Raw genomic sequence first — 24,015 nt, 5'->3', positions numbered from 1 at the left:
ACGCCCCCTCCCACCCCACCCCCGGGCGGCGTCAGACGACACGGAGGAAGATCCATGAGTACGGCCACGGCCACGGCTCCCGCGAAGAAGCGGGGTTCCGGACTGTTCCAGGGGCTGCAGAAGATCGGCCGCAGCCTGCAGCTTCCGATCGCGGTGCTGCCCGCGGCGGGCATCATGGTCCGCCTGGGCCAGCCCGACATCTTCGGCGACGACGGGCTCGGCTGGCACCGCGTCGCGGAGGTCTTCAACAACGCGGGCGGGGCCATCACCGGCAATCTGCCCATCCTCTTCTGCATCGGTGTCGCCATCGGCTTCGCCAAGAAGGCCGACGGCTCGACCGCGCTGGCCGCCCTGGTCGGTTTCCTCGTCTACAGCAAGGTGCTCCAGGCGTTCCCGGTCCACGAGGCGTTCGTCAAGGGCGGCGAGTACACCCCGGCCGTCTACAACGACCCCGGTGTCCTCGGCGGCATCATCATGGGCCTGATCTCCGCGATGGTCTGGCAGCGCTTCCACCGTACGAAGCTGGTGGACTGGCTCGGCTTCTTCAACGGCCGCCGGCTCGTCCCCATCCTGATGGCGTTCATCGGCATCGTCATCGGCGTCTTCTTCGGCCTGATCTGGGAGCCCATCGGCAACGGCATCACGCACTTCGCGGAGTGGATGACCGGCCTCGGCTCCGGCGGCGCCGCCCTGTTCGGCCTGATCAACCGGGGACTGATCCCGATCGGCATGCACCAGTTCGTCAACGCGACGGCCTGGTTCCAGCTCGGTGACTTCACCAACGCGGCCGGCGACATCGTCCACGGCGACATCCCGCGCTTCCTCGCGGGCGACCCGACGGCCGGCATGTACCAGTCGGGCTTCTTCCCGATCATGATGTTCGGCCTCCCGGCCGCCGCCATCGCCATGGCCCACTGCGCCCGCCCGGAGCGCCGCAAGGCCGTCCTCGGCATGATGATCTCCCTCGCGGCGACCTCGTTCGTGACCGGTGTGACCGAGCCGATCGAGTTCTCGTTCATGTTCATCGCGCCGCTGCTGTACGTGATCCACGCGGTGCTGACCGCCGCGTCCATGGCGATCACCTGGGGCCTCGGTGTCCACGACGGGTTCAACTTCTCGGCCGGCTTCATCGACTACGCGCTGAACTGGAGCCTGGCGAGCAAGCCCTGGATGATCATCCCGATCGGTCTCGTCTTCGCCGCGATCTACTACGTGGTCTTCCGCTTCGTGATCGTGAAGTTCGACCTGAAGACCCCGGGCCGCGAGCCCGAGGAAGAGGTCGAGGACATCACCAAGGCGTAGCCCCCGCCCCCGGGGCAGCTCACGAAGAGATAACGACCCCGGGCCGCGAAACACCCCGAATCCCCCTGAACCGGAACAGGTTCAGGGGGATTCGTCATGGCTTCTCCCACACCCCTCAAGCGACGGGTTCCTTACGCGGAACTCACGTGTTACAACTGGTCTACACCAGTGAGTGGTGTAGACCATGAGGGCCGCCCGAGGGCGCTCCCTCAGCACCCACCCCACTGTCGAGACGCCGCCGTCCCCCCGTCAACTTCCTGTCCAGGGCGGCGCCTTGCCTTCTTGGAGGAAGCACATGAGTACGGCCACCGCTACGGCGGCGCCCGCGAAGAAGCGGGGCTCCGGCCTGTTCCAGGGACTGCAGAAGGTCGGCCGCAGCCTGCAGCTCCCGATCGCGGTCCTGCCCGCCGCCGGCATCATGGTCCGGCTGGGCCAGGACGACATCTTCGGCAAGGACGGCCTCGGCTGGGACAAGGTCGCCGCCGTCTTCAACAACGCCGGCGGTGCCATCACCGGCAGCCTGCCGCTCCTGTTCTGCATAGGCGTGGCCATCGGCTTCGCCAAGAAGGCGGACGGCTCGACCGCGCTCGCCGCGCTGGTCGGCTTCCTCGTCTACAGCAAGGTCCTGGAGGCGTTCCCCGTCTCCGAGGCGGTGATCAAGAAGGGCGCCGACACCCCCGCGGTCTACAACAACCCCGGTGTCCTCGGCGGCATCGTCATGGGTCTGCTCGCCGCGGTCCTGTGGCAGCGCTTCCACCGCACGAAGCTCGTCGACTGGCTCGGCTTCTTCAACGGCCGCCGGCTCGTCCCGATCATCATGGCCTTCGTCGGCATCGTCGTCGGTGTCTTCTTCGGCCTGGTCTGGGAGCCCATCGGCAACGGCATCTCCGACTTCGGCAACTGGATGACCGGCCTCGGCTCCGGTGGCGCGGCCCTCTTCGGCGGCGTCAACCGCGCGCTGATCCCGGTCGGCATGCACCAGTTCGTCAACACGGTCGCCTGGTTCCAGCTCGGTGACTTCACGGACTCCGCCGGTCAGGTCTGGAACGGTGACATCAACCGCTTCCTGCACGGCGACCCGACCGCCGGCATGTTCCAGGCGGGCTTCTTCCCGATCATGATGTTCGGTCTGCCGGCCGCCGCGCTCGCCATGGCGCACACCGCCCGCCCCGAGCGCCGCAAGGCCGTCCTCGGCATGATGATCTCGCTCGCCGCGACCTCGTTCGTGACCGGTGTCACCGAGCCGATCGAGTTCTCGTTCATGTTCATCGCGCCGCTCCTGTACGCGATCCACGCCGTCCTCACCGCCGCCTCCATGGCGATCACCTGGGGCCTCGGCGTCCACGACGGGTTCAACTTCTCCGCGGGCTTCATCGACTACGCGCTCAACTGGCACCTGGCGACCAAGCCCTGGATGATCATCCCGATCGGCCTGGTCTTCGCGGTGATCTACTACGTGGTCTTCCGCTTCGCCATCGTCAAGTTCGACCTGAAGACCCCGGGCCGCGAGCCCGAGGAGGAGGTCGAGGACCTCACCAAGGCGTGAGCCCTCCCCCACCGGCACCGGCGAGGCCCCCGCGACGCTCGACAGGTCGCGGGGGCCTCGCCGTACGTACGCGCCGGTGCGCGCGGGCTCAGATTTGGTACGTCACTCCCGGCGCCGCCAGTTCCACCGGGCCGTCGTACACGGCTCGGGCGTCCACCAGGTTCACCTGCGGGTCCGTCCACGGCGGGATGTGCGTGAGGACGAGCTTGCCGGCGCCGGCGCGGCGCGCGGACTGGCCCGCCTCCCGGCCGTTGAGGTGCAGCGCCGGGATGTTCTCCTTGCCGTCCGTGAACGCGGCCTCGCACAGATACAGGTCCGTGCCCTCCGCCAGCTCGTCCAGCGCCGCGCAGGGGCCCGTGTCCCCCGAGTACGTCAGGGAGCGGCCGCCGTGCTCGACGCGGATGGCGTACGACTCGACCGGGTGGCAGACCTTCTCCATCCGCACGGAGAACGGGCCGATCTCGTACGCGCCCGGCTTCACGGTGTGGAAGTCGAAGACCTCGCTGAACGCGGACGGGGAAGGCGCGTCCGCGTGCGCGGTCGTCAGGCGCTGCTCGGTGCCCTCGGGGCCGTAGACCGGGATCGGGGCGCAGCGGCCGCCGTCGTGGCGGTAGTAGCGCACGACGAAGTAGGCGCACATGTCGATGCAGTGGTCCGCGTGCAGATGGCTGAGGAAGATCGCGTCCAGGTCGTACAGGCCGCAATGGCGCTGCAACTCGCCGAGGGCGCCGTTGCCCATGTCGAGGAGCAGCCGGAAGCCGTCGGCCTCTACGAGGTAGCTCGAACAGGCCGAATCCGCGGACGGGAACGACCCCGAGCAGCCGACGACGGTGAGCTTCATAAGAGCCTTGAACCTCCGCGCTGGCGGGCGATGACCTTTTGGGGGTTCGTTGAGCCTAAGCCGCTCCGGGGCGGGCGGGTCCTTCTGTAACGGCCGTTGTGGGCGAACTCACCTGTCGTGTCACCGGTTCGGGCGGCACGCCCCGCGCTCCGCGCGCCCCCAGCACACCCTTCACTCCCCCAGCACCCTCCGCTCACCGCGGGGGTGGGTGGGTGGCCCCGGCCGGCGGTAATCCTCGACTAGCGCCGTGGCCGCTCGCGCAGTTCCCCGCGCCCCTGAGGAGCGGGGCTGCGCCCCAGCTCCCCAGGGGAGGAGGTGGCGACGCAGTCGCCCCTCCAGGGGCGCGGGGAACTGCGCGGCCGGCCGCCCACCGGGCCGTCCACGATGAGCACGGTGTCATTGGTGAACCGCTCGCGGGGCGGACCGCATGGCACGATGACCGCCATGTCAGGTCAGGTCTGGGTGTCACTCATATCGCTGGGCGGCGTTGTCCTCGGCGGTTCGTTGTCCTACCTCGTCCAGCACAGAACTCAACTCTCGGCGGAACGCGCTGAACAGCGCCGACAGCAGCTCGCCTTGTCGGAGGCCCGGCGCGGGGAACGGCTGGCGCTGCTGGAGCGGTTCGTCGAGGTGGGGGCCGAGGCCGAACGTTCCGCCTTCAGCCGGCCTTCCGAGTGGGAGGACACGGACGCCTGGTTCCTCACGACCCGGGACGTCATGAACAGGCTGTGGGTTGCGGAGCGGCTCATCCGTATCCAGTTCCCTCTGCCGGTGCACGACGCGGCCCGCGCGTACTTCCTCGACCTCAACCGGACGGTATGGGAAGGCTTGCCCGACGGTGAAAGCGTGCGGGACTACCTGGAGGACAACCGGCTGGCGTTTCTGGACGCGGCTCGCGCGATCATGGGCTAGCGCACCGCCGTCCCCGGGAGACCTTTTACGGGACAGCCGTTACGACGGTGATCCGTGTCTGGTCAGCATGGTTCGGGCCAGGCCACGTAGCCAGGTGTGGGCCTGGTCTGTGTCGTAGCGCTGATGCCATGACAGGTATATCGGGGTCGGCGGCAGTTCGAGTGGGAGCGGGAGAGCGGTCAGGCCGAGGTCGGTGACCGCTGAGTGCGTGGTGGCTTCGGGGACGCAGATCAGGAGGTCGGAATCGCGTGGCGACCGGGCGGGTCGGTTCCAGGTAGGTGGGTGGCTCCGGCCGGTGGGTTTCCTCGACATTCGTCGTGGCTGATCGCGCAGTTCCCCGCGCCCCTGAGGAGCGGGGCTGCGCCCCAGCTCCCCAGGGGAGGAGGTGGCGACGCAGTCGCCCCTCCAGGGGCGCGGGGAACTGCGCGACCGGCCCCCACCGGCCCGCAGGTGACCACGCGCAGGTCCGCCCCGACAGGGGCGCGGGGAACTGCGCGACCGGCCCCCACCGGCCCGCAGGTGACCACGCACAGGTCCGCCCCGACAGGGGCGCGGGGAACTGCGCGGCCGGCCCCCACCGGGCGAAAGGTGGACGACTACCCCCGGGCGGCAGCTCGAACTGACCCGCGCTGAAGGGCCGTCAGGCCCATAGTTGGCCGTGGAGGGACTCGATCGCCGCCTCCGTCGTGGGGGCCGTATAAACCCCCGTGGACAGATACTTCCAGCCCCCGTCGGCGACGACGAAGACGATGTCCGCGGACTCCCCCGCCCGAACCGCCTTGCGCCCCACCCCGATGGCAGCATGCAGAACGGCCCCCGTGGAGACCCCGGCGAAGATCCCCTCCTCCCGCAGAAGCTCCCGCGTACGCGCCACCGCATCGGCCGACCCCACGGAGAACCGCGTGCTGAGCACAGCCGCGTCGTACAGCTCGGGCACGAACCCCTCGTCGAGGTTGCGCAGCCCGTAGACGAGGTCGTCGTAGCGCGGCTCGGCGGCGACGATGGTGATCCCGGGCTTGTGCTCGCGCAGGTACCGCCCGACCCCCATCAGCGTGCCCGTCGTGCCGAGCCCGGCGACGAAGTGCGTGACGGAGGGCAGGTCGGCGAGGATCTCGGGGCCGGTGCCGGCGTAGTGCGCGCCCGCGTTGTCCGGATTGCCGTACTGGTAGAGCATCACCCAGTCGGGGTGCTGCCCGGCGAGTTCCTTGGCGATGCGGACGGCCGTGTTGGAGCCGCCGGCGGCGGGCGAGGAGATGATCTCGGCGCCCCACATGGCGAGCAGGTCGCGCCGCTCCTGGGAGGTGTTCTCGGGCATGACGCAGACGATGCGGTAGCCCTTGAGGCGGGCGGCCATCGCCAGCGAGATACCGGTGTTGCCCGAGGTGGGCTCCAGGATGGTGTCACCGGGCTTGAGCCGGCCGTCCTTCTCGGCCTGTTCGACCATGTGGAGCGCGGGGCGGTCCTTGATCGAGCCGGTGGGGTTGCGGTCTTCCAGCTTCGCCCAGATCCGTACGTCCTCGGAGGGCGAGAGCCGCGGCAGGCGCACCAGAGGGGTGTTGCCCACCGCGGCCAATGGGCTGTCGTAGCGCATGAGTCGGCGTGCCTCGCGGCTCAGCGCATGCCGCCGGCGACGGCCGGCAGGATCGTGACGTTGTCGCCGTCGGCGAGCTTGGTGTCGATGCCGTCGAGGAAGCGGACGTCCTCGTCGTTGAGGTAGACGTTGACGAAGCGCCTCAGCTGGCCGCCGTCCACGATCCGGTCGGCGATGCCGGCGTGCCGGGTGTCGAGGTCGGCGAACAGCGCGGCGAGGGTGTCCCCGTTGCCGTCGACGGCCTTGGCGCCGTCGGTGTAGGTGCGGAGGATGGTCGGGATGCGGACCTCGATGGCCATGCTGGAGCTCCTGTCAGGAGTCGGACGTCGTGTGGGTGAGCGCGCGGCGGCGCCCGGCAGCGGCCTGCTGGGGCCGGTTGCGGCGGTGCGGCTCAGCGCGGACAGATGGCGCTGGCGAGGCGGCACAGGTCGACGTGCAGCCGCGCCACGAGCAGTGTGCCCGGCGTCTTCTCGCTCACGTCGTGGGGAACCATGCGCTCATCGTATCGATTCCCGCCCGGGGCCCGAGAGTGTGATCTCACCATGCGGTCGAAAACCGTCCGCCTGCTGGGACCGCTCCCGGTTCAGGCGGTGACCTGGACCTCTTCCTCGGTGACCTCGCCGTCCACGATGCGGAACGAGCGGAACTGGAAGGGGCCCGCGTCGTCGGTGTCGGCGGTGGAGACGAGGACGTAGTGGGCGCCCGGCTCGTTGGCGTACGTGATGTCGGTGCGCGAGGGGTACGCCTCGGTGGCCGTGTGCGAGTGGTAGATGATCACGGGCTCCTCGTCCCGGTCGTCCATCTCGCGGTACAGCTTGAGGAGGTCGGCGGAGTCGAACTCGTAGAAGGTGGGCGAGCGCGCCGCGTTGAGCATGGGGATGAAGCGCTCGGGGCGGCCCTCGCCGACCGGCCCGGCGACGACGCCGCACGCCTCGTCGGGGTGGTCCTTACGGGCGTGTTCCACGATCTGGTCGTACAGGGCCTGGGAAATCTTCAGCATGCGGTCAGCATAAGCAGGCGGGCCGTCGCGTACCGCGGTGCGATACGGGGCGGCCCGCCTGGTGAGACTGTGCCGGTCGGCCGGGGTCGGCCGGGGCCCGCCGGGAGGGTCAGCTCCGCTTGGCGAAGGCGGCGCCCTCGGGGTTGCGGGCCTTCAGGACGAGGAAGGCGACGCCGAGGATGGCGCCCCACACGGGAGCCGCGTACAGGGAGACGCGGGCGTCCTTGTCGATGCCCATGAGGACGATGACCAGGCCGATGAAGGCGAGCGCGGCGCCGGAGGCCCACACGCCGCCGGGCGCGCGGAACTCGGACTTGGGCAGCTCGCCGCGGTCGGACTTGAGGCGGTAGCGGATCTGGCAGATGAGGATGATGATCCAGGCCCACATGCCGGAGATGGTGGCGAAGGAGACGACGTAGTTGAACGCCTCGCCGGGCCACTGGTAGTTGATCCAGACGCCGACCAGCATCATCGCGGCGGAGAACGAGGTGCCGATGAGCGGCAGGCCGTTGCGGGTCAGCTTGGTGAAGAACTGCGGGCCCTGCTTGTTGAGGGCGAGGTCGCGCAGCATACGGCCGGTGGAGTACATGCCGGAGTTGCAGGAGGACAGCGCGGCGGTCAGCACGACGAAGTTGACGATGCCCGCGCCCGCGGCCATGCCCATCTTGTCGAACGCCTCGACGAACGGGGAGACGCCCGGCTTGAAGACGGTCCACGGGACGACCGAGAGGATCATGATGAGGGCGCCGACGTAGAAGACGGCGATGCGCCACGGCACGGTGTTGATCGCCTTGGGCAGCACGGTACGGGCGTCCTTGGCCTCGCCCGCGGTCACGCCGACCAGCTCGACGGCGAGGAAGGCGAACATGACCATCTGGAGCGTCATCAGCGTCGAGCCGATGCCGTTCTCACCCGCGAAGAACCCGCCGAGGTCCCACAGGTGGGTGACGGAGGCGGTCGGACCGGCGTCGGAGAAGCCGAGGGTCAGGATGCCGGCGCAGATGAGGATCATGCCGACGATGGCGGTGACCTTGACCATGGAGAACCAGAACTCCAGCTCACCGAAGAGCTTCACGGAGATCAGGTTGGCGCCGTAGAGGATGACGGTGAAGACGAGCGCGGAGACCCACTGCGGGATGTTCCACCAGTACGTCATGTAGGTGGCGGCGGCGGTCACCTCGGTCATGCCGGTGATGACCCAGAACAGCCAGTAGGTCCAGCCGGTGACGAAGCCCGCGAACGGGCCGATGAACTCGCGCGCGTACTCCGAGAAGGAGCCGGAGACCGGGCGGTACATGAGCAGTTCGCCCAGCGCCCGCATGATGGCGAAGATGACGACGCCGGCGACGGCGTACGCGAGGATCAGGCTGGGGCCCGCTTTGGAGATGCCCTTGCCGGCGCCGAGGAAGAGGCCGGTGCCGATCGCGCCGCCGATGGCGATCATCTGGATCTGCCGGGCGCCCAGGCCCCGCTTGTAACCCTCGGCGGAGGTCTCGGTGCCGTCGGCCCCCGCGGCCTCATTGCCGTCGTGCTGCTTGTCGACCTGCACTGAGGTCATGGTGTGCGCCTTTCTCCATGCCGATCCGTGCCGTGCGGCTCGGATCGACTGTGACGATCCTTAGGGGACGGGCCCCTGGATGGATGGAGCTGTGCCTACCGGCGGTCGGCCGGTCGGGGCGCACCTGAACGGACAGGGGTGGCGTCCGTCAGGCGGTCGTGAAGATTTATCACGCCGTTCACAGCGGCGAACGGGTGCGCGTGTGGCACACGCCACCAGGAAAATACGACAAAAGGAACCTGAGGCCACATTGGGGGTGGGTGCGGTGACCTGATCGTTATCCGGATTTGAGCGTCCGATGAGCGAACGCGCTTACATCGATCATGCGTGAGCTGACCCGATGTGTCCGGACACGTCAGGGCATAAGGGTTTCGACCAGGGTCTCCTGGAGCCCGCCGAGCCAGAGGTAGGCCATCACCATCGGCTTGCGCGGGTCCTCGTCGGGCAGCCGGTACAGGAGGTCGGTGTCCTCCTCGTCGGTGATGTCGAGGCGGGTGCCGATGGCCAGGCGCAGGTCGTTGAGCGCGCGCATCCAGCACACCGACTCGTCGTGGCCGAGCTTGAGCACCGCCCCGCCCTCGCCGGCCGGGCCGAGGCTGTCGAGGCTGCGGATGACGGCGAGGGCGTCCTCGCGCTTGCCGGCCCGCAGGTCGTTCTCGGTGAAGCGGCGGAACTCCGAGGAGTACGCCCGCAGCTCGTCCTCGTCCTGCGCGCTCGCCCCGGCGGCGCCGGGACCCCCGTACGCGTCGGGGAAGAGGCGGCGCAGCACCGCGTCCGTGGGCGGCTCGCTGGGACCGTCGGCGAACAGTTCGGCGAGCGGGTCCTCGGAGGTCTCGCCGCCGGGGCCCGGACCGATCAGTTCGAGGAGCTGGACGGCGAGCGAGCGGATGATGGAGATCTCGACGTCGTCGAGGGCGACGGCCGCGCCCCCGCCGGGGATCGGTTCGAAGTGGCCGGGCATCAGAGCGCTGCACCCCTCATCGCTTCTCTACTTCCGATCCTGTTGCAGCGTGGCCCACAGGCCGTAGCCGTGCATGGCCTGGACGTCGCGTTCCATCTCCTCGCGGCTGCCGCTGGAGACGACGGCGCGGCCCTTGTGGTGGACGTCCAGCATGAGCTTGGTGGCCTTCTCCTTGGAGTATCCGAAGTACGCCTGGAACACGTACGTCACATAGCTCATGAGGTTGACCGGGTCGTTGTGGACCAGCGTGATCCAGGGGACGTCCGGCTCGGGGACGACGGAGAGGTCCTCGGTCGTCTCGGGGCTTTCGATCTCAAGGGGTGCCGGTGCGCTCACACGGCCCATGCTGCCACCCTGAGCGCTCAACCGCACAAACGGGCCGCTGAGGCGGGCCGCCGCACGGACGGACGCCGGCCGCTGAGGCGGGCCGCCGCACGGACGGACGCCAGAAATCGTCACACTGACGTTAATCCGGGGTAGCATCCCTTCCATGAACACAGCGGACCTTGGCCTGCCGGTGGATGTTCCGTCGACAGCCCTCTTCACCGATCACTACGAGCTGACGATGCTCCAGGCCGCGCTGCGCGGCGGCACGGCCGACCGCCGCTCGGTCTTCGAGGTCTTCACCCGCAGGCTGCCCGAGGGCCGCCGCTACGGCGTCGTCGCGGGCACCGGGCGCGTCCTGGACGCCGTCGAGAACTTCCGCTTCGACGAGGCCGTCCTCGGCTTCCTGCGCGAGCGCCGGGTGGTGGACGAGCCGACCCTGCGGTGGCTTGCGGAGTATCGATTCTCCGGCGACATCTGGGGCTATCCGGAGGGCGAGGTGTACTTCCCCGGCTCGCCGCTGCTGCGCGTCGAGGGCTCCTTCGCCGAGTGCGTGCTCCTGGAGACGGTGATCCTCTCCATCCTCAACCACGACTCGGCCATCGCCGCCGCCGCCTCCCGCATGGCGTCGGCCGCCGGTGAGCGCCCGCTGATCGAGATGGGCGCCCGCCGCACCCACGAGCTGGCCGCCGTCGCCGCCTCCCGCGCCGCGTACGTGGGCGGCTTCGCCACCACCTCCGACCTCGCGGCGGGCTTCCGCTACGGCATCCCGACCGTCGGCACGTCCGCGCACGCCTTCACCCTCGTGCACGACTCCGAGCGCGACGCCTTCCGCGCCCAGGTCGACTCGCTCGGCGAGGGCACCACGCTGCTCGTGGACACCTACGACGTCACCGAGGCCGTCCGTACGGCCGTCGAGGTGGCGGGCCCGGGGCTCGGGGCCGTGCGCATCGACTCCGGCGACCTGCTGCTCGTCGCCCACCGGGTGCGCCAGCAGCTCGACGAGCTGGGCGCCCACCAGACGAAGATCGTGGTCACCTCCGACCTCGACGAGTACGCCATCGCCTCGCTCGCGGCGGCGCCTGTGGACGCGTACGGGGTGGGCACGCAGCTCGTCACCGGTTCGGGGCATCCGACCTGCTCCATGGTCTACAAGCTGGTCGCGCGCGCCGAGTCCGCCGACCCGGGCGCGCCGCTGCTGCCCGTGGCGAAGAAGTCGGCGGGCGGCAAGACGTCGATCGGCGGCCGCAAGTGGGCGGCGCGGCGCCTGGACGCCTCCGGGATCGCGGAGGCGGAGGTCGTCGGCACCGGCGCCGTCCCCGCCGAGCCGGCCGGCCGGCCGTTGCAGGTCGAGCTGGTCAAGGGCGGCACGGTCGTGGCCCGCGAGCCGCTGGACGCCGCCCGCGCGCGGCACATCGCGGCCCGGGACGCGCTGCCGATGTCGGCGACGCAGCTCTCGCGCGGCGAGGCTGTCATCCCCACCGAGTACGTCTGAGGCCCCGGGAGCGGCGCGGCGGGGGCGACGGACCCGGTCCGCCCCCTCCCGCGCGGCGCCCGCAGCTCTTACGCTTCCTTACGTCTCCCAGCAGAAGGACACCGACCATGCGCCGCGCCTTGATCGTCGTCGACGTGCAGAACGACTTCTGCGAGGGCGGCAGCCTCGCGGTGACGGGGGGTGCCGACGTCGCTGCCGCGATCACCGATCTCGTCGGCCAGAGCGCCGGCGGCGGCTACCAGCACGTCGTCGCCACCCGTGACCACCACATCGCGCCCGGCGCCCACTTCGCCGAGAACCCCGACTTCGTGCACTCCTGGCCCGCGCACTGCGTCGCCGGGACGGAGGGGGTCGGCTTCCACGCGAACTTCGCGCCGGCCGTCGCCTCCGGCGCCATCGACGCGGTCTTCGACAAGGGCGCCTATTCGGCCGCGTACAGCGGCTTCGAGGGCACCGACGAGAACGGCGCGGCGCTGGCCGACTGGCTGCGCGGCCACGAGGTGACCGAGGTGGACGTGGTGGGCATCGCCACCGACCACTGTGTACGGGCCACCGCTCTCGACGCGGCGCGCGAGGGGTTCCGTACGCGGGTGCTGCTCGACCTCACCGCCGGGGTGGCCGCCGCGACGACCGAGGCGGCGCTCGCGGAGCTGCGGGCGGCGGGCGTGGAACTGACCGGCAAGCCGGTCGTGGCCTGAGCCGGGCGCCCCGGACGCGGGCAGGTCCCGCGCGGGCTCAGGCGGTGCCGACGGGTCTGAGGAGGCTGCGTATGGGGTGCCACAGCTCCCCCGCGCGCTCCACGGGCGCCTCCCGCCACAGCAGCCCGTCCGGGTGGTGCAGGACGGCGGTGATCTCGTCCGGGGTGGGCGGGTGCGCGTTGCCCCGCAGGTAGACCGCGCGCAGGCCGAGGTTGCGCAGGCGGGTCAGGGCGCGGGCGCGGTTCGCCGCGTGCACCAGGACCCGTACGGCACCGTCGGGACGGCCCGGTGCGGGCAGGGTCAGAGCGACGACGACGCTGCCGCCCGGCAGCTTGCAGAACCCTCCTGCGGACATGACTGTCACACCCCCGTGAGACGCGGTGTCAATAAGGAACTCACAGGACGCACCTAAACACGATCGGCCGCGACCCGCTAGCCCTGGCTGGCGAAGTCGCGGCCGATACGCGTTCTGACCTGCGGTTTTACCGGGTCACTTGGTGGAGGGGCCCACCTTCACCGTGATCGAGGAGCCGTCGAGGGGCTGCTTCACGATCGAGATGCGGGTGTTGGTGTCAGTCGTCTGGACGCTCCCGGTCGGGTTCTCCGCGTACCAGTACGTGCCCTGGTGGTCGTCGAAGAACGGGACGCCGGCCTGCGCCGGGATCTTCTTCTCGACGCCCAGGCGGTGCAGCGTCATGCCGGGCACGGGGTACCGGCCGAAGGCCGCGTCGTACGGCGTGATCTTGTTGGTGATCTTCGTCTTGCCGTCCGCCCAGTACAGCGGCTTGGCGTGCGCGTCGATCGGCAGGATCAGGCCGCGGCCGGGGTGGTCGCCGACGTTGTTGTTGCGCTGCGAGGTGTCCCACTGCCAGATCATCAGACCCGGGCGGTACTGGTAGTGCTCGACCCAGTTCTGCTTCTCGCCGCCGTCGCGCCAGCCGAAGTTGTACGGGCCGACCGCGAGGGTCTTGTCGTAGCTGACGTACTGGCGGTTCTCGGCGATGTAGAACTGCGGGAAGTCGCCGTTGATGTTCGCGCCGACGCGGGAGAAGCCGCGCGCGGTCCAGCCGTTGTCGTCGCCCTCGGCGTCGTCCGAGAACAGGGTCGCGCCGTCCGCCTTGACCGTCAGGTTGTCGGCGGTGAAGCCCATGCCGCCGGCGCCGCCGTCGGTCTTGTAGCGGAAGCGGACGCCGATCTTCTGGCCGGCGTAGGCGTCCAGCGGGAAGACGAGGTGCTGGAAGCCGGTCGAGTCACCGGTGAGCGCGGGCTTCTCGCCGCCGTCGCGCGGGATGACCTTGCCGTCGGCGGTGCCGTCGATGGTCTTCCAGCTCGCGCCGCCGTCCGTGGAGACCTGCGTGTAGAGGAAGTCGTAGTCCTTCTCGATGTTCCACCAGCCGTCCAGTTCGAGGGCGGCCTTGGACTTGCCGGTCAGATCGACCGTGCGCTCCAGGGTGTTGGAGAGGTCGTCGCCGTAGTCGGACCACCACTGCTTCGCGCCCTGGACGGGCTTGACGATGTCGGTGGTGACGTTCTTCTTCGGCAGTTCGACGACGAGCGCCTGCTTGAGCTTGGTGTTGTACTCGGCCACGCCCAGCTTGTGCGTCGAACGGGTCGCCGCCTTCGCCTTGTCGTAGTTGAGCCAGCCCAGTTGGAGCTTGTCCCAGGCGGTCATGTCGCCCGGCATGTCACCGATCTCGTTCTTGCCGGTGCCGAGCCAGGAGCCCGCCGACATCAGCGACCAGAAGCCGACCGAGTTCTCGCCCCGGTACGTCGTGTCGTACAGGTCGGGCAGGCCCAGGTCGTGGGCGTACTCGTGGGCGAAGACGCCGAGGCCGCCGTTCTCCGGCTGCATCGTGTAGTCGCCGACCCAGATGCCGGTGTCGCCGATGGGCGTGCCGCCCGCCTTGAAGCCGGCCGGTCCGGTGTCGCCGTCGTCGCGGCTGTAGACGTAACCCCGGTGCGCCCACAGGGAGTCGCCGCCCTGCGCGCCGCCGCCGGCCGACCCGTCCTCGCCCGCGTGGACGATCTGGAAGTGGTCGATGTAGCCGTCGGGCTCGTTGAAGTTGCCGTCGTTGTCGTGGTCCGTACGGTCCCACTGGTCGTACTGGGCGAGGTCGGCCTTGATGGCGGCGTCGGTCTTGCCGGCGGCCTTCTGCTGCTCGACCCAGGCGTTCACGCCGTCGCGCACGAGGTCCTCGACGTTCGGGCAGTTGTCGGCGCCGCAGTAGTTGGAGCCGTAACGGGCCTCGTTCCAGGGCACCTTGACCCAGTCGGAGACCTGGCCGTCCACCGAGTAGCGGCCCGATGACGTCTTCTCGTAGTACGTCTTGAGGGAGTCGACGCCCTTGCCCGTACCGAAGTACAGGTCCTTGAAGTGCTGGGCGTCGTAGTCCTTCTTCCACGCCGTGCTGTTGTTCTTGGTGCGGTCGGGCGCGGCTATCTGGTTGTGCAACGGGCCGGGCGTGCCGCCGTACTTGGGCTTCAGCTCGTCGGTGTTGTCGTCCTGGCGGTCGACGAGGGTGGTGTTGTCGACCTTGTCGCCGAACTCCGTCAGGATCGTGAAGATCTTGTCGGTGCGCTCGCGGCCCATCTCGACGTACTTGCCCTTGCCGAGGTCGACGACCTTCGAGCCGTGCTTCTCCTGGACCTTCGACGTGCCCTGAAGCACGTTCTGCAGGGCCGCCTGGCGCTGCTGGTCCATCTGCTTGCTGAACGGGCCGTCGAAGACATGGCCCTTGCCGCCGTACGTCTTGCCGTCGGCGGTGCTGGTGGCGGCCGGGGTGTCGGCCTGGGCGGCGGTCGCCGCGAGTGCCCCGGTGGCCGCGGTGGTGGCCAGGGTCACGACGACGGCGGCGGTTCTCAACGCCCGTCTCTTGGTGGTCACTTGAGTGGTCCCCTCCTCCGTGGCGTCCAGCGCCACGTATCACAAGTGACGCCATTTGACCGGAGGTGAAGGAGAAATAACAGTCCTTGACGGCGGCGAATCCGTTGCGCTAAGCAGGCCGCGCTGTCCGCAATCCGGACGCCTCGCGCGCGCGGCGGCGCATATGCGTCCGGCGCATCCGCCGTCCACTTGCTGGACGCGGTGAATCCGTGCGCCCCCCGTGCACCGGCCCCCCGGGTTAGGGCGGGCTTACCGCGCGGGCGGGTCGGGCACAGGTCCCGTGAGAACAGGCCCCCGATGTCACGAGGACGGACAACGCCCATGCCTCGCCCGACTGTCGCACAGCTCGCCTATGGTTCGGCCACCGTCGTCTGCTCCACGGTCGCCATGTCCCTGCTGTCCCGTACGAGTTCGGGCCCGGGCATCCCGGTGATCGTCGTCTCGGCGCTCATCCTCGGCGTGTTCGTCGCCCTCAGCGTGCCGGTACGCAAGCCGGCGGGGGCGGAGCCCTCGGAATCTGCGGGGGTGTCCGCGCCGGGCCGTGTTCTCGTGGCGCGGGGCGCGGGCCGGAACTCCGTACCCGGCAGGGTTTCAGCCCCGGGCCCATCAAGCCTCTCCGGCGATTGAGGAGCGGGGGCTGGGGCGGAGCCCCAGAGTGCCGGGTGCGATGTGGCCGAGCGCGCAGTTCCCCGCGCCCCTGACGGGGCTGACCTCAGCGCCGGGTGCGTTGACGTTGTACATCCGGTTCAGCCCCGGTGAGGCTTCTCGCGCAGTTCCCCGCGCCCCTAATGGGGCTGACCCCAACGCCGGTAAATCAAGCCCCTCCGGCGATTGAGGAGCGGGGCCTGGGGCAGCGCCCCAGAGTGCCGGGTGAGATGTGGCTGGGCGCGCAGTCCCCCGCACCCCTGACGGGGCTGACCTCAGCGGTGAGGTCGGGGCGCCGTCACGCCGTGCTGACTACCACCGTTTTCGCCGCCTTGTCGTGCAGGCCCTGCTTGTACGGCTTGTCGAAGAAGCTCCAGCCGCCGCTGATCGCCAGCCAGAAGCACGCGCAGCAGAACGTCGCCGGCACCCACAGCACGATCGCCCGGATCAGGTTCGCCTGCACGCTGGGAGTCGCCCCGTTGCCGAGCGAGGCCACCCGCAGTTTCATCAGTTTCTTGCCGAGCGTCTGTCCCGTACGCGCCGTCAGGATCGTGTCGTACGCGACATACAGCACCGCCGCGATGAGCGACTGCCCGAACTGTTTCCCGTACTGGATCTTGTCCGGGTCCGTACGGAAGCCGGCCGTGCCGAACAGCCACGACAGCAGCCCCGTGACGATTCCGACGATGATCAGGTCGATGATCCGGGCCAGCACCCGTTTCCCGCTGTCGGCCAGCGGCGGCATCCCGGCGAGCGGATCCTGCCCCCCGTATCCGCCCCCGTAGCCGCCCCCGCCTCCGTATCCGCCGCCCCCGCCCCCATAGGGATCACCCCCGTACGGATCACCGCCGTACGGCGGCGGCTGCGCACCCCCGCTGTAGGGGTTGCCGGGGGGCGGCGGCTGGGAGCCGTACGGGTCGCCGCCGCCCGGAGGCGGGGGCGGCTTGCGGAACGGGTCGTCGTCCGGCGAGGGGCCTGAGCCGTAGGGCGGCGGTTCGGTACTCATGGCCCGAGTGGACCGCGAACCGGGCCCCGGCGCACCCGGCGGGCCGCCGTACGGATGACCCGCCGTCACCTCGCGGCCCGCCCGGCGCCCGCCGCGCCCTACCCGGCGACGAACGTACGGGCCGCCTTGTCGTGCAGGCACTGGCGCCACGGCCGGTCGAACGCGCCCCACGCCACCCCGAGCACCCCGACCGCCAGCAGGCCCGGCACGCTGTAGACGAGCCAGCGCTTGAGCGCCGCGCCGAACGTCGGGCTGTCGTGCTCCTCGATGTCGACGACCCGCACCCCCACGACCTTCTTGCCGAGCGTGCGCCCCCACTTCGCGGTCGGCAGCGCCTCCAGGAGCACCCCGCCGAGCAGCAGCACCGCGAGCACGACAGCGAGGTACGTGCCGGTCGTGCCGTCGAGCAGCCAGACCGTGACCTGCCGCCCCGACGCCTTCGCCGCGTCGATCTTGCCGTCGATGTGGTCGGCGGCCCGCACCCCGAGCGGCAGCGCCACCGCCGCCGTGAGCGCCCCGAGGACCAGCGAGTCGATCAGCCGCGCCACGAACCGCCTGCCGAGCCCGGCCGGGCGCGCGGACGCGGCGGCCTGCGCGACGGCGAGGAACGGGTCGGCGGCCACCGGCTTGAACGGCGTCACCGGCCCCTGCGCCCAGGACGCCGAACCGCCACCGGGCCCCTGCGTGACGGGCGTCGGCACGGGCGCGGGGGCAGGAGCGGCGGCCTGCGGCGGGTAGCCGTATCCGGCGGCGGGCTGGGGAGCCTGCGGCGGATACCCGTACCCCGGCTGAGGCTGGACTTGCGGCTGTGGCTGCGGTGCGGGCTGGGCAGGGAGCGGCGCCTGTTGCGGGGCGACCCGGGGATCGGGCTGGGGGTGCAGGCCCGCCCGCGCCCGATCCTCCGCCTTCGCGCCCTCCGCACGCTCCGGCTTCCCGCCCGTGCCCTGCGGCGGCACCGCCCGGATCGTCATCGTGCCGTCGCCACGCGGCGCGGATCCGGCAGCGCCCGGCTGCACGGCCCGCAACGTGACCGTCCCGTCGGTGCGCCCGGGCGCGGGCTCCGGAGCAGACTCCGGTACGGCCTCTCGTACGGGCTCTCGTACGGGCTTCTCGGCGGCCGGCGCGGCGGGCTCGGGCACGGAGGGCTCGGCGGACGCGGCGGGCGCGGACGCCTCGGTGTCGGGGGCGCCCCAGGAGACGCGGCGGTCCTGCTCCCCGCCGAACCCGGACTGGCGCGCCACGTCGGCCTGCCAGGCGGACGCGGACTCGGCGGCGTCGGACTCGTCGGGGCCGGTCTCCGTGACGACGGACGGCTCCTCGTCGAGGAACACGGGCCCGGTCTCCTCAGCGGGCGCGGGCTCCGGAGCCGGGGCCGGGGCGGGCGCGGAGGCCGCGCCGGGGGGCGCCGGCAGGGGTTCGCCGTCGGACGGGGCCGGGCGGCTCGTGCCGGGGACCCAGGCCGCCCCGTTCCAGTACCGGACGTATCCGGGAATGGACGGGTCGGGGTAATAGCCTTCGCGGGGCCTGTCGTCACCGGGGGCCGGGGTTGGGGCGCTCATGTCCGTCGTCCCGTATCTGCTCGGGGGTCTTGTTGTGGCCTCTACGTCTATCAGACGGCCGCGCCCGCACGGGCCCGTCCGCCGGTACGCCCCACTTTCCGGGCAACGCGCCCCCACTTCACGCCCCCACGCGCCCCCGCGCGCGACGCCCCCGGAGAAATCCGCGAAAAAAAGTTCTGCGAACCCGCGTAATGCCGCGTACGTCTCGCGCTCTCCCTTGTCACGGGCCCACTCCGGGGCCCGCCCGAGGAGAGGAAACGCAGGACATGCACAGCGTCGTGGAACGCGAACTCGAGCTGAAGCTGGTGCTGTCGCCCGAGCGCAGCATCCCCGTGCCCGCCCGGCTGACGTACCGCACGAACGACCCGTACGCCGTCCACATCACCTTCCACATCGGCTCCGAACACCCCGTCAACTGGACGTTCGCCCGCGAGCTGCTGGTCGAGGGGGTGTTCAGGCCGTGCGGGCACGGGGACGTGCGGGTGTGGCCGACGAAGGTCGACGGGCGCAGTGTCGTCCTGATGGCGCTGAGTTCACCCGACGGCGACGCGCTCCTGGAAGCGCCCGCCGCGCAGGTGTCGGCCTGGCTGGAGCGGACGCTGCGGGTGGTCCCTCCGGGCTCTGAGGCCGAGCGGCTCGGCATCGACGACGGCCTCGCCGAGCTGCTCGCACCCCTCCCGGCCGACGACCTGTACCTGCGTGACCCCTGGTCGGCGGACGAATCCGGGTCAGACGACCAGTGACAGGACGTTCGGGACGGCGGCGCTCGCTAGCGGCCCGCGCCCTCACCGCGCACGTACGCGGTGAACTGGGCGAACGCGTTCGGGCTTACGGCGAAAGCACCGCCTTCCGGGTTCTTCGAGTCACGGACGGCCACGCGGTGAGGCTGGGCGGCGACCTCCACGCAGTTGCCGCCCGTGTCACTGCTGTACGAGGACTTCTGCCATGCCGCGCCGTTGAGAGGAGCGCACTCGACGCATTGGCCGCCCGTGTCACCGCTGTAGCTCGACTTACGCCACACAGCGTCAGTCGGCTCCCACATGTTCGCCATAACTCTCCTCCATCACGCGGCTGATCAGCGCCGCCGACGCCTCCACTGAGAGGGCGGTGGCCTGGAGGTGAGCGTAACGGAGCGAACCTGCCTTGAAGGCCTCAGGGCTGGCGGTCGCATGCCCTTGAACGAAGTCCTCCGTATAGACGATGTCAGGGTCTTCCTCGAAGCGCATGAGGGTGAAGGTGCCCAGGAGTCCGTGGTGCGCCCCCGTCGAGAACGGCACGATCTGGAGGTTCACGTCGTCCCGGCGCCGGAAGCTCAACAAGTGGGCGAGTTGGTTCCACATCACCTGGCGGCCGCCGATCTCGTTGCGCAGCACCGCCTCGCTCATGACGACCCACAGGGCAGGCGAGTTGTCCCCATGCAGCACCCGCTGCCGGTCGAGGCGGGCGGCGACTCGGCCGTCGAGTTGATCCGTCTCCGTCACGTCGAGCACCGCGCGCGCGTACGCCTCCGTTTGAAGAAGCCCGTACACCAATTGCGCCTCGTACACGGAGATGTAGGTCGCCTGGGCCTCCAGCCGGGCGATCTCCCGGAACCACGACGGCAGTTGACACCGCAGAACCAGGCCGACCAGGCGGCCGAACGAACCGCCCGTCTCGAAGACCGCGTCCAGGCGGTCCGCGAAGTCCCGGGTGGGTACCTTGTGCGCGGTCTCGATCTGCCCGATGAGCGAGGCGGTGCAGTACAGCCGCTTGCCGAGTTGAATCTGACTGAGGCCCTGGGACTCGCGCCAGAAGCGCAGTTCCGAGCCGAAGTGGTCGAGTGGTGACGCGCTCGCGTCGAGTTGCCGGATTGGTGCCATGAGGCTGACCCCCAACAGTTGTCACAGTGGCATCCCCGCCGTCACTGACGGTAGCCACACGTGAGCGGACTCAACCCCGAATCACCCCGACTCCACACCCAACAGAAAGTTCTGTTTGGTCCGCACCGGCCAGGCGCACGCGCCCCTCAACCCATCGACGCGCAGGTCAGAACAGCTTTCCCGGGTTGAGGATGCCCAGCGGGTCGAACGTCGCCTTCACGGCCCGCTGCATCTCGACGCCGACCGGCCCGAGTTCGCGTGCCAGCCACTCCTTCTTGAGGACGCCGACGCCGTGTTCGCCGGTGATGGTGCCGCCCAGTTCGAGGCCGAGCGCCATGATCTCGTCGAAGGACTCGCGGGCGCGGCGGCCCTCGTCGGCGTCGCTCGCGTCGAAGCAGACGGTGGGGTGCGTGTTGCCGTCGCCGGCGTGCGCGCAGACACCGATGGTCAGGCCGTACTTCTCCGCGATGCGCTCGACGCCGGTGAGCAGTTCACCGAGCCGGGAACGCGGCACGCACACGTCATCGATCATGGTGGTGCCCTTGACGGCCTCCAGGGCGGTCAACGACAAGCGGCGGGCCTGGAGCAGCAGTTCGGACTCGGCGGCGTCCTCGGCGGGCACGACCTGGGTGGCCCCGGCGGCCTCGCACAGCGCGCCCACGGCGGCGAGGTCGGCGGCGGGGTCCGGGGTGTCGAACGCGGCCAGGAGCAGCGCCTCCGTGGTCTCGGGCAGGCCCATCCGGGACAGCGCGTTGACGGCCTTGACCGTCGTACGGTCCATGAGTTCGAGGAGTGACGGGACGTGCCCGCCCTCCATGATCGCGCAGACGGCTGCGCAGGCGGCGTCCGCCGAGGCGAACTCGGCGGCGAGCACGAGCTGGCGGGGCGGCTGCGGGCGCAGGGCGAGGGTGGCGCCCACGACGATGCCGAGGCTGCCCTCGGAGCCGACGAAGAGGCGGGTCAGGTCGTAACCCGCGACGCCCTTCGCGGTGCGGCGGCCGGTGCGCAGGAGGCGGCCGTCGGCGAGGACGACGTCGAGGCCGAGCACGTACTCGGCGGTGACGCCGTACTTGACGCAGCACAGGCCGCCGGAGGCGGTGCCGATGTTGCCGCCGATCGTGCACATCTCCCAGCTCGACGGGTCGGGCGGGTAGAACAGGCCGTGTTCGGCGACGGCGCGGGAGAGGGTGGCGTTGATGACGCCGGGTTCGACTACGGCTACGCGGTCGACGGGGTTGATCTCCAGGATGCGGTCCATCTTGACGAGGGAGAGGACGATGCAGCCGTCCTCGGCGTTCGCGGCGCCGGACAGGCCCGTGCGGGCGCCCTGCGGGACGACCGGGACGCGGAGGGCTGTCGCCGTGCGCATGATGTGCTGGACCTGTTCCACGGTGCGGGGCAGGGTGACGACGGCGGGGGTGCCTGCGGCGCAGAAGCTGGCCATGTCGTGGGCGTAGGAGGCGGTGATCTCCGGGTCGGTGAGGAGCGCTTCCGCGGGGAGTTCTGTGCGGAGGAGTTCTACGAGTTTCCGGCTCATGATCACACCCTCCCACCGGGGCGGTCCCCTGTGAACAGGCTCTCACGCAGTTCCCCGCGCCCCTGATCAGGTCGTCCTCCACGTGCGGCCCGGCGGTGGCCGATCGCGCAGTTCCCCGCGCCCCTGACGGGGCTGCCCCTCACCGTCGTCCTTCACCTTTCGGCCGGTGGGGCCTCTCGCGCAGTTCCCCGCGCCCCTTACGGGGCTGCCCCTCGGCGTTGTCTTTCACCTTTCGGCCGGTGGGGCGTCTCGCGCAGTTCCCCGCGCCCCTGGAGGGGCGGCTTCGCCGCCGCCTCCATAGGGGAAGCTGCGCGCAGCGCATGCTTCAGGGGCGCGGGGAACTGCGCGACCAGCCCCCACCGGGCGAAGGATGACCACGCACAGATCCGCCCCGTCAGGGGCGCGGGGAACTGCGCGATCAGCCAGCCACCGGGCCGCAGGTGGAGGACTACCGCGCAGGCCCGCGCTGCAATGGGCCCGGACCTAATACGCGCCCCCCTCGGTCAGAGGTTGCCGCGCTTTTCCTGTTCGCGCTCGATCGCCTCGAACAGCGCCTTGAAGTTGCCCTTGCCGAACCCCATGGACCCGTGCCGCTCGATCATCTCGAAGAAGACGGTCGGCTTGTCCTGCACGGGCTTGGTGAAGATCTGCAAGAGGTACCCGTCCTCGTCCCGGTCGACGAGAATCTTCAGCTCCCGCAGCGTCTCGACCGGCACCCGCGTCTCCCCCGCCCACTCCCCCAGCGTGTCGTAGTACGAGTCGGGCGTGTCGAGGAACTGGACACCGGCCGCGCGCATGGCCCGTACCGAGGAGACGATGTCGTTCGTGGCGAGGGCGATGTGCTGGACGCCGGCCTCCCCGTAGAACTCCAGGTACTCGTCGATCTGGGACTTCTTCTTGGCGACGGCCGGCTCGTTGATCGGGAACTTGACCTTGAGCGTGCCGTCGGCGACGACCTTGGACATCAGCGCGCTGTACTCGGTGGCGATGTCGTCGCCCACGAACTCCTTCATGTTCGTGAAGCCCATGACCTTGTTGTAGAACGCGACCCACTCGTTCATCCGGCCGAGTTCGACGTTGCCGACGCAGTGGTCGATGGCCTGGAAGGTGCGCTTGGCGGGCGGTTCGACGATGGGGTCGGCGGCCACGAACCCGGGCAGGTAGGGGCCGTCGTAGCCGGAACGCTCGACGAGGGTGTGCCGGGTCTTGCCGTACGTGGCGATGGCCGCGCGCACGACGGTGCCGTGCTCGTCCTTCGTCTCGTACGGCTCGGTCAGCCCGCGCGCCCCGTGCTCGACGGCGTAGGCGTACGCGGCGCGGGCGTCGGGGACCTCGATGGCGAGGTCGATGACGCCGTCGCCGTGGGCGGCGACGTGGTCGGCGAGGAAGTGGCCCCACTCGGTGGACGCCTTGATGACGGACGTGAACACGAAGCGGGCGGAGCCGTTGGTGAGGACGTAGCCGGCGGTCTCGCGGCTGCCGTTCTCGGGGCCGGAGTAGGCGACCAGCTTCATGCCGAAGGCCGTCGAGTAGTAGTGGGCGGCCTGCTTGGCGTTGCCCACGGCGAAGACGACCGCGTCCATGCCCTTCACCGGGAAGGGGTCGGCCTGCCGGGCGGTGTCGGGGGTGTGCTGCTCGGACGAGTGTGTGGTCTGCGTCATGTCTGGAGGCTCCCGCCGTTCCGCAAGGTGCGCAATAGTTTGCGTTTTCGCTGGGCAATATGACCAGCACCGGGCCCGGTTCGGCGGGCTTGTTGTACACAATGACCACCCGGCATCGGCCCCGCGAGGGACCCGGAGGGACGCGCATGGCGATCGATCATCTGGACGGGCGGCTCATCGTGCTGCTGGCGCGCGAACCGCGCATCGGCGTGCTGGAGATGTCGCGCCGTCTCGGCGTCGCCCGGGGCACGGTCCAGGCGCGCCTGGACCGCCTTACCTCGAACGGAGTCATCCGCGGATTCGGCCCGCAGGTGGATCCGGCCGCCCTCGGGTACCCCGTGACCGCGTTCGCCACACTTGAGATCCGCCAGGGCCAAGGTGCCGACGTCAGAGCCCATTTGGCGACCGTCCCCGAGGTCCTCGAACTGCATACGACGACGGGCCGCGGCGACATGCTGTGCCGGCTGGTGGCCCGCTCGAACGCCGATCTTCAACGTGTGATCGACCGGGTTGTCGGCTTTGATGGCATCGTCCGGGCTTCCACGGCGATCGTCATGGAAAATCCTGTTCCGCTGCGGATCATCCCGCTGGTGGAACAGGCGTCAGGAGATTCCTGACGGCTATCCGAGCACCGCC

Annotated in this window: 24 protein-coding genes and 1 pseudogene; 8 read left to right on the top strand and 17 right to left on the bottom strand. The window is 70.1% G+C overall.

What is annotated here, in order from left to right:
• Nucleotides 1–54: 54 nt before the first annotated feature.
• Both ACZ7LY_RS12760 and ACZ7LY_RS12755 read left to right on the top strand, forming a co-directional pair.
• On the top strand, nucleotides 55–1,302 hold the full coding sequence (locus ACZ7LY_RS12760; protein WP_471624565.1) for a PTS transporter subunit EIIC: 1,248 nt from the start codon (nucleotides 55–57) through the stop codon (nucleotides 1,300–1,302).
• Between the two features lie 295 nt (nucleotides 1,303–1,597).
• The gene (locus tag ACZ7LY_RS12755; RefSeq protein ID WP_471624564.1) at nucleotides 1,598–2,848 is read left to right on the top strand and encodes a PTS transporter subunit EIIC; all 1,251 of its coding nucleotides are present in this window, start codon (nucleotides 1,598–1,600) and stop codon (nucleotides 2,846–2,848) included.
• 88 nt (nucleotides 2,849–2,936) lie between these two features.
• Here ACZ7LY_RS12755 and ACZ7LY_RS12750 read toward each other — a convergent pair whose 3' ends face one another.
• Nucleotides 2,937–3,689: an MBL fold metallo-hydrolase gene (locus ACZ7LY_RS12750; protein WP_471624563.1), complete on the bottom strand. Its 753-nt coding sequence runs from the start codon at nucleotides 3,687–3,689 to the stop codon at nucleotides 2,937–2,939.
• Between the two features lie 435 nt (nucleotides 3,690–4,124).
• Here ACZ7LY_RS12750 and ACZ7LY_RS12745 point away from each other — a divergent pair, with 435 nt between their 5' ends.
• Entirely contained in the window at nucleotides 4,125–4,601 is a 477-nt protein-coding gene (locus ACZ7LY_RS12745; protein ID WP_471624711.1) for a hypothetical protein, read from the top strand.
• Between the two features lie 39 nt (nucleotides 4,602–4,640).
• Here the strand turns inward: ACZ7LY_RS12745 and ACZ7LY_RS12740 are convergent.
• The 8 genes and pseudogenes from ACZ7LY_RS12740 to clpS form a co-directional block, all read right to left on the bottom strand.
• A pseudogene (locus ACZ7LY_RS12740) lies at nucleotides 4,641–4,850 on the bottom strand (LysR family transcriptional regulator); the annotation flags it as partial.
• A 391-nt stretch (nucleotides 4,851–5,241) separates the two neighbouring features.
• Nucleotides 5,242–6,192, bottom strand: coding sequence for a PLP-dependent cysteine synthase family protein (locus ACZ7LY_RS12735; protein WP_471624562.1), 951 nt, complete (start codon nucleotides 6,190–6,192; stop codon nucleotides 5,242–5,244).
• 20 nt (nucleotides 6,193–6,212) lie between these two features.
• A complete protein-coding gene (locus ACZ7LY_RS12730) occupies nucleotides 6,213–6,491 on the bottom strand; it encodes a MoaD/ThiS family protein (protein WP_471624561.1) in 279 nt (92 codons plus the stop codon).
• A 92-nt stretch (nucleotides 6,492–6,583) separates the two neighbouring features.
• The gene (locus ACZ7LY_RS12725; protein ID WP_471624560.1) at nucleotides 6,584–6,685 is read right to left on the bottom strand and encodes a putative leader peptide; all 102 of its coding nucleotides are present in this window, start codon (nucleotides 6,683–6,685) and stop codon (nucleotides 6,584–6,586) included.
• Between the two features lie 90 nt (nucleotides 6,686–6,775).
• On the bottom strand, nucleotides 6,776–7,192 hold the full coding sequence (locus ACZ7LY_RS12720) for a M67 family metallopeptidase (protein WP_471624559.1): 417 nt from the start codon (nucleotides 7,190–7,192) through the stop codon (nucleotides 6,776–6,778).
• 109 nt (nucleotides 7,193–7,301) lie between these two features.
• On the bottom strand, nucleotides 7,302–8,750 hold the full coding sequence (locus tag ACZ7LY_RS12715) for an amino acid permease (protein ID WP_471624558.1): 1,449 nt from the start codon (nucleotides 8,748–8,750) through the stop codon (nucleotides 7,302–7,304).
• 355 nt (nucleotides 8,751–9,105) lie between these two features.
• Nucleotides 9,106–9,711 carry a DUF2017 domain-containing protein gene (locus ACZ7LY_RS12710; protein WP_471624557.1) on the bottom strand — a complete coding sequence of 202 codons (606 nt, stop codon included), beginning with the start codon at nucleotides 9,709–9,711 and terminating at the stop codon, nucleotides 9,106–9,108.
• Between the two features lie 27 nt (nucleotides 9,712–9,738).
• Complete coding sequence (clpS, locus tag ACZ7LY_RS12705) at nucleotides 9,739–10,056, bottom strand: ATP-dependent Clp protease adapter ClpS (RefSeq protein ID WP_471624556.1); 318 nt, start codon at nucleotides 10,054–10,056, stop codon at nucleotides 9,739–9,741.
• A 145-nt stretch (nucleotides 10,057–10,201) separates the two neighbouring features.
• Here clpS and ACZ7LY_RS12700 point away from each other — a divergent pair, with 145 nt between their 5' ends.
• Together ACZ7LY_RS12700 and ACZ7LY_RS12695 are read left to right on the top strand one after the other, a co-directional pair.
• Complete coding sequence (locus tag ACZ7LY_RS12700; RefSeq protein ID WP_471624555.1) at nucleotides 10,202–11,530, top strand: nicotinate phosphoribosyltransferase; 1,329 nt, start codon at nucleotides 10,202–10,204, stop codon at nucleotides 11,528–11,530.
• A 107-nt stretch (nucleotides 11,531–11,637) separates the two neighbouring features.
• Complete coding sequence (locus tag ACZ7LY_RS12695) at nucleotides 11,638–12,228, top strand: isochorismatase family protein (RefSeq protein WP_471624554.1); 591 nt, start codon at nucleotides 11,638–11,640, stop codon at nucleotides 12,226–12,228.
• A gap of 37 nt (nucleotides 12,229–12,265) precedes the next feature.
• Here ACZ7LY_RS12695 and ACZ7LY_RS12690 read toward each other — a convergent pair whose 3' ends face one another.
• Both ACZ7LY_RS12690 and ACZ7LY_RS12685 read right to left on the bottom strand, forming a co-directional pair.
• On the bottom strand, nucleotides 12,266–12,583 hold the full coding sequence (locus ACZ7LY_RS12690) for a hypothetical protein (protein WP_471624553.1): 318 nt from the start codon (nucleotides 12,581–12,583) through the stop codon (nucleotides 12,266–12,268).
• 135 nt (nucleotides 12,584–12,718) lie between these two features.
• The gene (locus tag ACZ7LY_RS12685; RefSeq protein WP_471624552.1) at nucleotides 12,719–15,112 is read right to left on the bottom strand and encodes an immune inhibitor A domain-containing protein; all 2,394 of its coding nucleotides are present in this window, start codon (nucleotides 15,110–15,112) and stop codon (nucleotides 12,719–12,721) included.
• A 321-nt stretch (nucleotides 15,113–15,433) separates the two neighbouring features.
• Here ACZ7LY_RS12685 and ACZ7LY_RS12680 point away from each other — a divergent pair, with 321 nt between their 5' ends.
• A complete protein-coding gene (locus ACZ7LY_RS12680) occupies nucleotides 15,434–15,739 on the top strand; it encodes a hypothetical protein (RefSeq protein WP_471624551.1) in 306 nt (101 codons plus the stop codon).
• A 316-nt stretch (nucleotides 15,740–16,055) separates the two neighbouring features.
• Here ACZ7LY_RS12680 and ACZ7LY_RS12675 read toward each other — a convergent pair whose 3' ends face one another.
• Entirely contained in the window at nucleotides 16,056–16,763 is a 708-nt protein-coding gene (locus ACZ7LY_RS12675; RefSeq protein WP_471624550.1) for an RDD family protein, read from the bottom strand.
• 98 nt (nucleotides 16,764–16,861) lie between these two features.
• On the bottom strand, nucleotides 16,862–18,322 hold the full coding sequence (locus ACZ7LY_RS12670) for an RDD family protein (RefSeq protein WP_471624549.1): 1,461 nt from the start codon (nucleotides 18,320–18,322) through the stop codon (nucleotides 16,862–16,864).
• Between the two features lie 266 nt (nucleotides 18,323–18,588).
• On the opposite strand from ACZ7LY_RS12670, the gene ACZ7LY_RS12665 reads away from it, so the two are divergent.
• Nucleotides 18,589–19,065: an SsgA family sporulation/cell division regulator gene (locus ACZ7LY_RS12665; RefSeq protein WP_471624548.1), complete on the top strand. Its 477-nt coding sequence runs from the start codon at nucleotides 18,589–18,591 to the stop codon at nucleotides 19,063–19,065.
• Nucleotides 19,066–19,091: 26 nt separating this feature from the next.
• Here the strand turns inward: ACZ7LY_RS12665 and ACZ7LY_RS12660 are convergent, their stop codons facing one another.
• The 4 genes from ACZ7LY_RS12660 to hppD all read right to left on the bottom strand — a co-directional run bounded on the left by ACZ7LY_RS12660 (nucleotide 19,092) and on the right by hppD (nucleotide 23,379).
• On the bottom strand, nucleotides 19,092–19,364 hold the full coding sequence (locus ACZ7LY_RS12660) for a DUF397 domain-containing protein (RefSeq protein ID WP_471624547.1): 273 nt from the start codon (nucleotides 19,362–19,364) through the stop codon (nucleotides 19,092–19,094).
• Nucleotides 19,348–20,181 carry a helix-turn-helix domain-containing protein gene (locus ACZ7LY_RS12655; protein WP_471624546.1) on the bottom strand — a complete coding sequence of 278 codons (834 nt, stop codon included), beginning with the start codon at nucleotides 20,179–20,181 and terminating at the stop codon, nucleotides 19,348–19,350. The genes ACZ7LY_RS12660 and ACZ7LY_RS12655 overlap by 17 nt, the downstream gene beginning before the upstream one ends.
• Before the next feature lie 166 nt (nucleotides 20,182–20,347).
• Nucleotides 20,348–21,718 (bottom strand): FAD-binding oxidoreductase, encoded by a 1,371-nt coding sequence (locus ACZ7LY_RS12650; RefSeq protein WP_471624545.1) that lies wholly within the window; start codon nucleotides 21,716–21,718, stop codon nucleotides 20,348–20,350.
• Nucleotides 21,719–22,221: 503 nt separating this feature from the next.
• Complete coding sequence (gene hppD, locus ACZ7LY_RS12645; RefSeq protein WP_471624544.1) at nucleotides 22,222–23,379, bottom strand: 4-hydroxyphenylpyruvate dioxygenase; 1,158 nt, start codon at nucleotides 23,377–23,379, stop codon at nucleotides 22,222–22,224.
• 146 nt (nucleotides 23,380–23,525) lie between these two features.
• On the opposite strand from hppD, the gene ACZ7LY_RS12640 reads away from it, so the two are divergent.
• Nucleotides 23,526–23,996: an Lrp/AsnC family transcriptional regulator gene (locus ACZ7LY_RS12640; protein ID WP_471624543.1), complete on the top strand. Its 471-nt coding sequence runs from the start codon at nucleotides 23,526–23,528 to the stop codon at nucleotides 23,994–23,996.
• Nucleotides 23,997–24,015: the final 19 nt, after the last annotated feature.

This window comes from Streptomyces sp. NPDC107550 (genome assembly GCF_055639095.1).
Note: the sequence above shows the minus strand (reverse complement) of the source record. Positions and strands in the feature narration are given on the sequence as shown.

What these genes read in the sequence shown, in the direction of transcription:
- ACZ7LY_RS12655 (WP_471624546.1), bottom strand. Translation starts at nt 20,181, where the DNA reads ATGGCACCAATCCGGCAACTCGACGCGAGCGCGTCACCACTCGACCAC.
- ACZ7LY_RS12735 (WP_471624562.1), bottom strand. Translation starts at nt 6,192, where the DNA reads ATGCGCTACGACAGCCCATTGGCCGCGGTGGGCAACACCCCTCTGGTG.
- ACZ7LY_RS12690 (WP_471624553.1), bottom strand. Translation starts at nt 12,583, where the DNA reads ATGTCCGCAGGAGGGTTCTGCAAGCTGCCGGGCGGCAGCGTCGTCGTC.
- ACZ7LY_RS12750 (WP_471624563.1), bottom strand. Translation starts at nt 3,689, where the DNA reads ATGAAGCTCACCGTCGTCGGCTGCTCGGGGTCGTTCCCGTCCGCGGAT.
- ACZ7LY_RS12660 (WP_471624547.1), bottom strand. Translation starts at nt 19,364, where the DNA reads ATGTGGGAGCCGACTGACGCTGTGTGGCGTAAGTCGAGCTACAGCGGT.
- ACZ7LY_RS12700 (WP_471624555.1), top strand. Translation starts at nt 10,202, where the DNA reads ATGAACACAGCGGACCTTGGCCTGCCGGTGGATGTTCCGTCGACAGCC.
- ACZ7LY_RS12760 (WP_471624565.1), top strand. Translation starts at nt 55, where the DNA reads ATGAGTACGGCCACGGCCACGGCTCCCGCGAAGAAGCGGGGTTCCGGA.
- ACZ7LY_RS12675 (WP_471624550.1), bottom strand. Translation starts at nt 16,763, where the DNA reads ATGAGTACCGAACCGCCGCCCTACGGCTCAGGCCCCTCGCCGGACGAC.
- ACZ7LY_RS12695 (WP_471624554.1), top strand. Translation starts at nt 11,638, where the DNA reads ATGCGCCGCGCCTTGATCGTCGTCGACGTGCAGAACGACTTCTGCGAG.
- ACZ7LY_RS12710 (WP_471624557.1), bottom strand. Translation starts at nt 9,711, where the DNA reads ATGCCCGGCCACTTCGAACCGATCCCCGGCGGGGGCGCGGCCGTCGCC.
- ACZ7LY_RS12745 (WP_471624711.1), top strand. Translation starts at nt 4,125, where the DNA reads ATGACCGCCATGTCAGGTCAGGTCTGGGTGTCACTCATATCGCTGGGC.
- ACZ7LY_RS12725 (WP_471624560.1), bottom strand. Translation starts at nt 6,685, where the DNA reads ATGGTTCCCCACGACGTGAGCGAGAAGACGCCGGGCACACTGCTCGTG.
- ACZ7LY_RS12665 (WP_471624548.1), top strand. Translation starts at nt 18,589, where the DNA reads ATGCACAGCGTCGTGGAACGCGAACTCGAGCTGAAGCTGGTGCTGTCG.
- ACZ7LY_RS12640 (WP_471624543.1), top strand. Translation starts at nt 23,526, where the DNA reads ATGGCGATCGATCATCTGGACGGGCGGCTCATCGTGCTGCTGGCGCGC.
- ACZ7LY_RS12720 (WP_471624559.1), bottom strand. Translation starts at nt 7,192, where the DNA reads ATGCTGAAGATTTCCCAGGCCCTGTACGACCAGATCGTGGAACACGCC.
- clpS (WP_471624556.1), bottom strand. Translation starts at nt 10,056, where the DNA reads ATGGGCCGTGTGAGCGCACCGGCACCCCTTGAGATCGAAAGCCCCGAG.
- ACZ7LY_RS12755 (WP_471624564.1), top strand. Translation starts at nt 1,598, where the DNA reads ATGAGTACGGCCACCGCTACGGCGGCGCCCGCGAAGAAGCGGGGCTCC.
- ACZ7LY_RS12650 (WP_471624545.1), bottom strand. Translation starts at nt 21,718, where the DNA reads ATGAGCCGGAAACTCGTAGAACTCCTCCGCACAGAACTCCCCGCGGAA.
- ACZ7LY_RS12715 (WP_471624558.1), bottom strand. Translation starts at nt 8,750, where the DNA reads ATGACCTCAGTGCAGGTCGACAAGCAGCACGACGGCAATGAGGCCGCG.
- ACZ7LY_RS12730 (WP_471624561.1), bottom strand. Translation starts at nt 6,491, where the DNA reads ATGGCCATCGAGGTCCGCATCCCGACCATCCTCCGCACCTACACCGAC.
- hppD (WP_471624544.1), bottom strand. Translation starts at nt 23,379, where the DNA reads ATGACGCAGACCACACACTCGTCCGAGCAGCACACCCCCGACACCGCC.
- ACZ7LY_RS12670 (WP_471624549.1), bottom strand. Translation starts at nt 18,322, where the DNA reads ATGAGCGCCCCAACCCCGGCCCCCGGTGACGACAGGCCCCGCGAAGGC.
- ACZ7LY_RS12680 (WP_471624551.1), top strand. Translation starts at nt 15,434, where the DNA reads ATGCCTCGCCCGACTGTCGCACAGCTCGCCTATGGTTCGGCCACCGTC.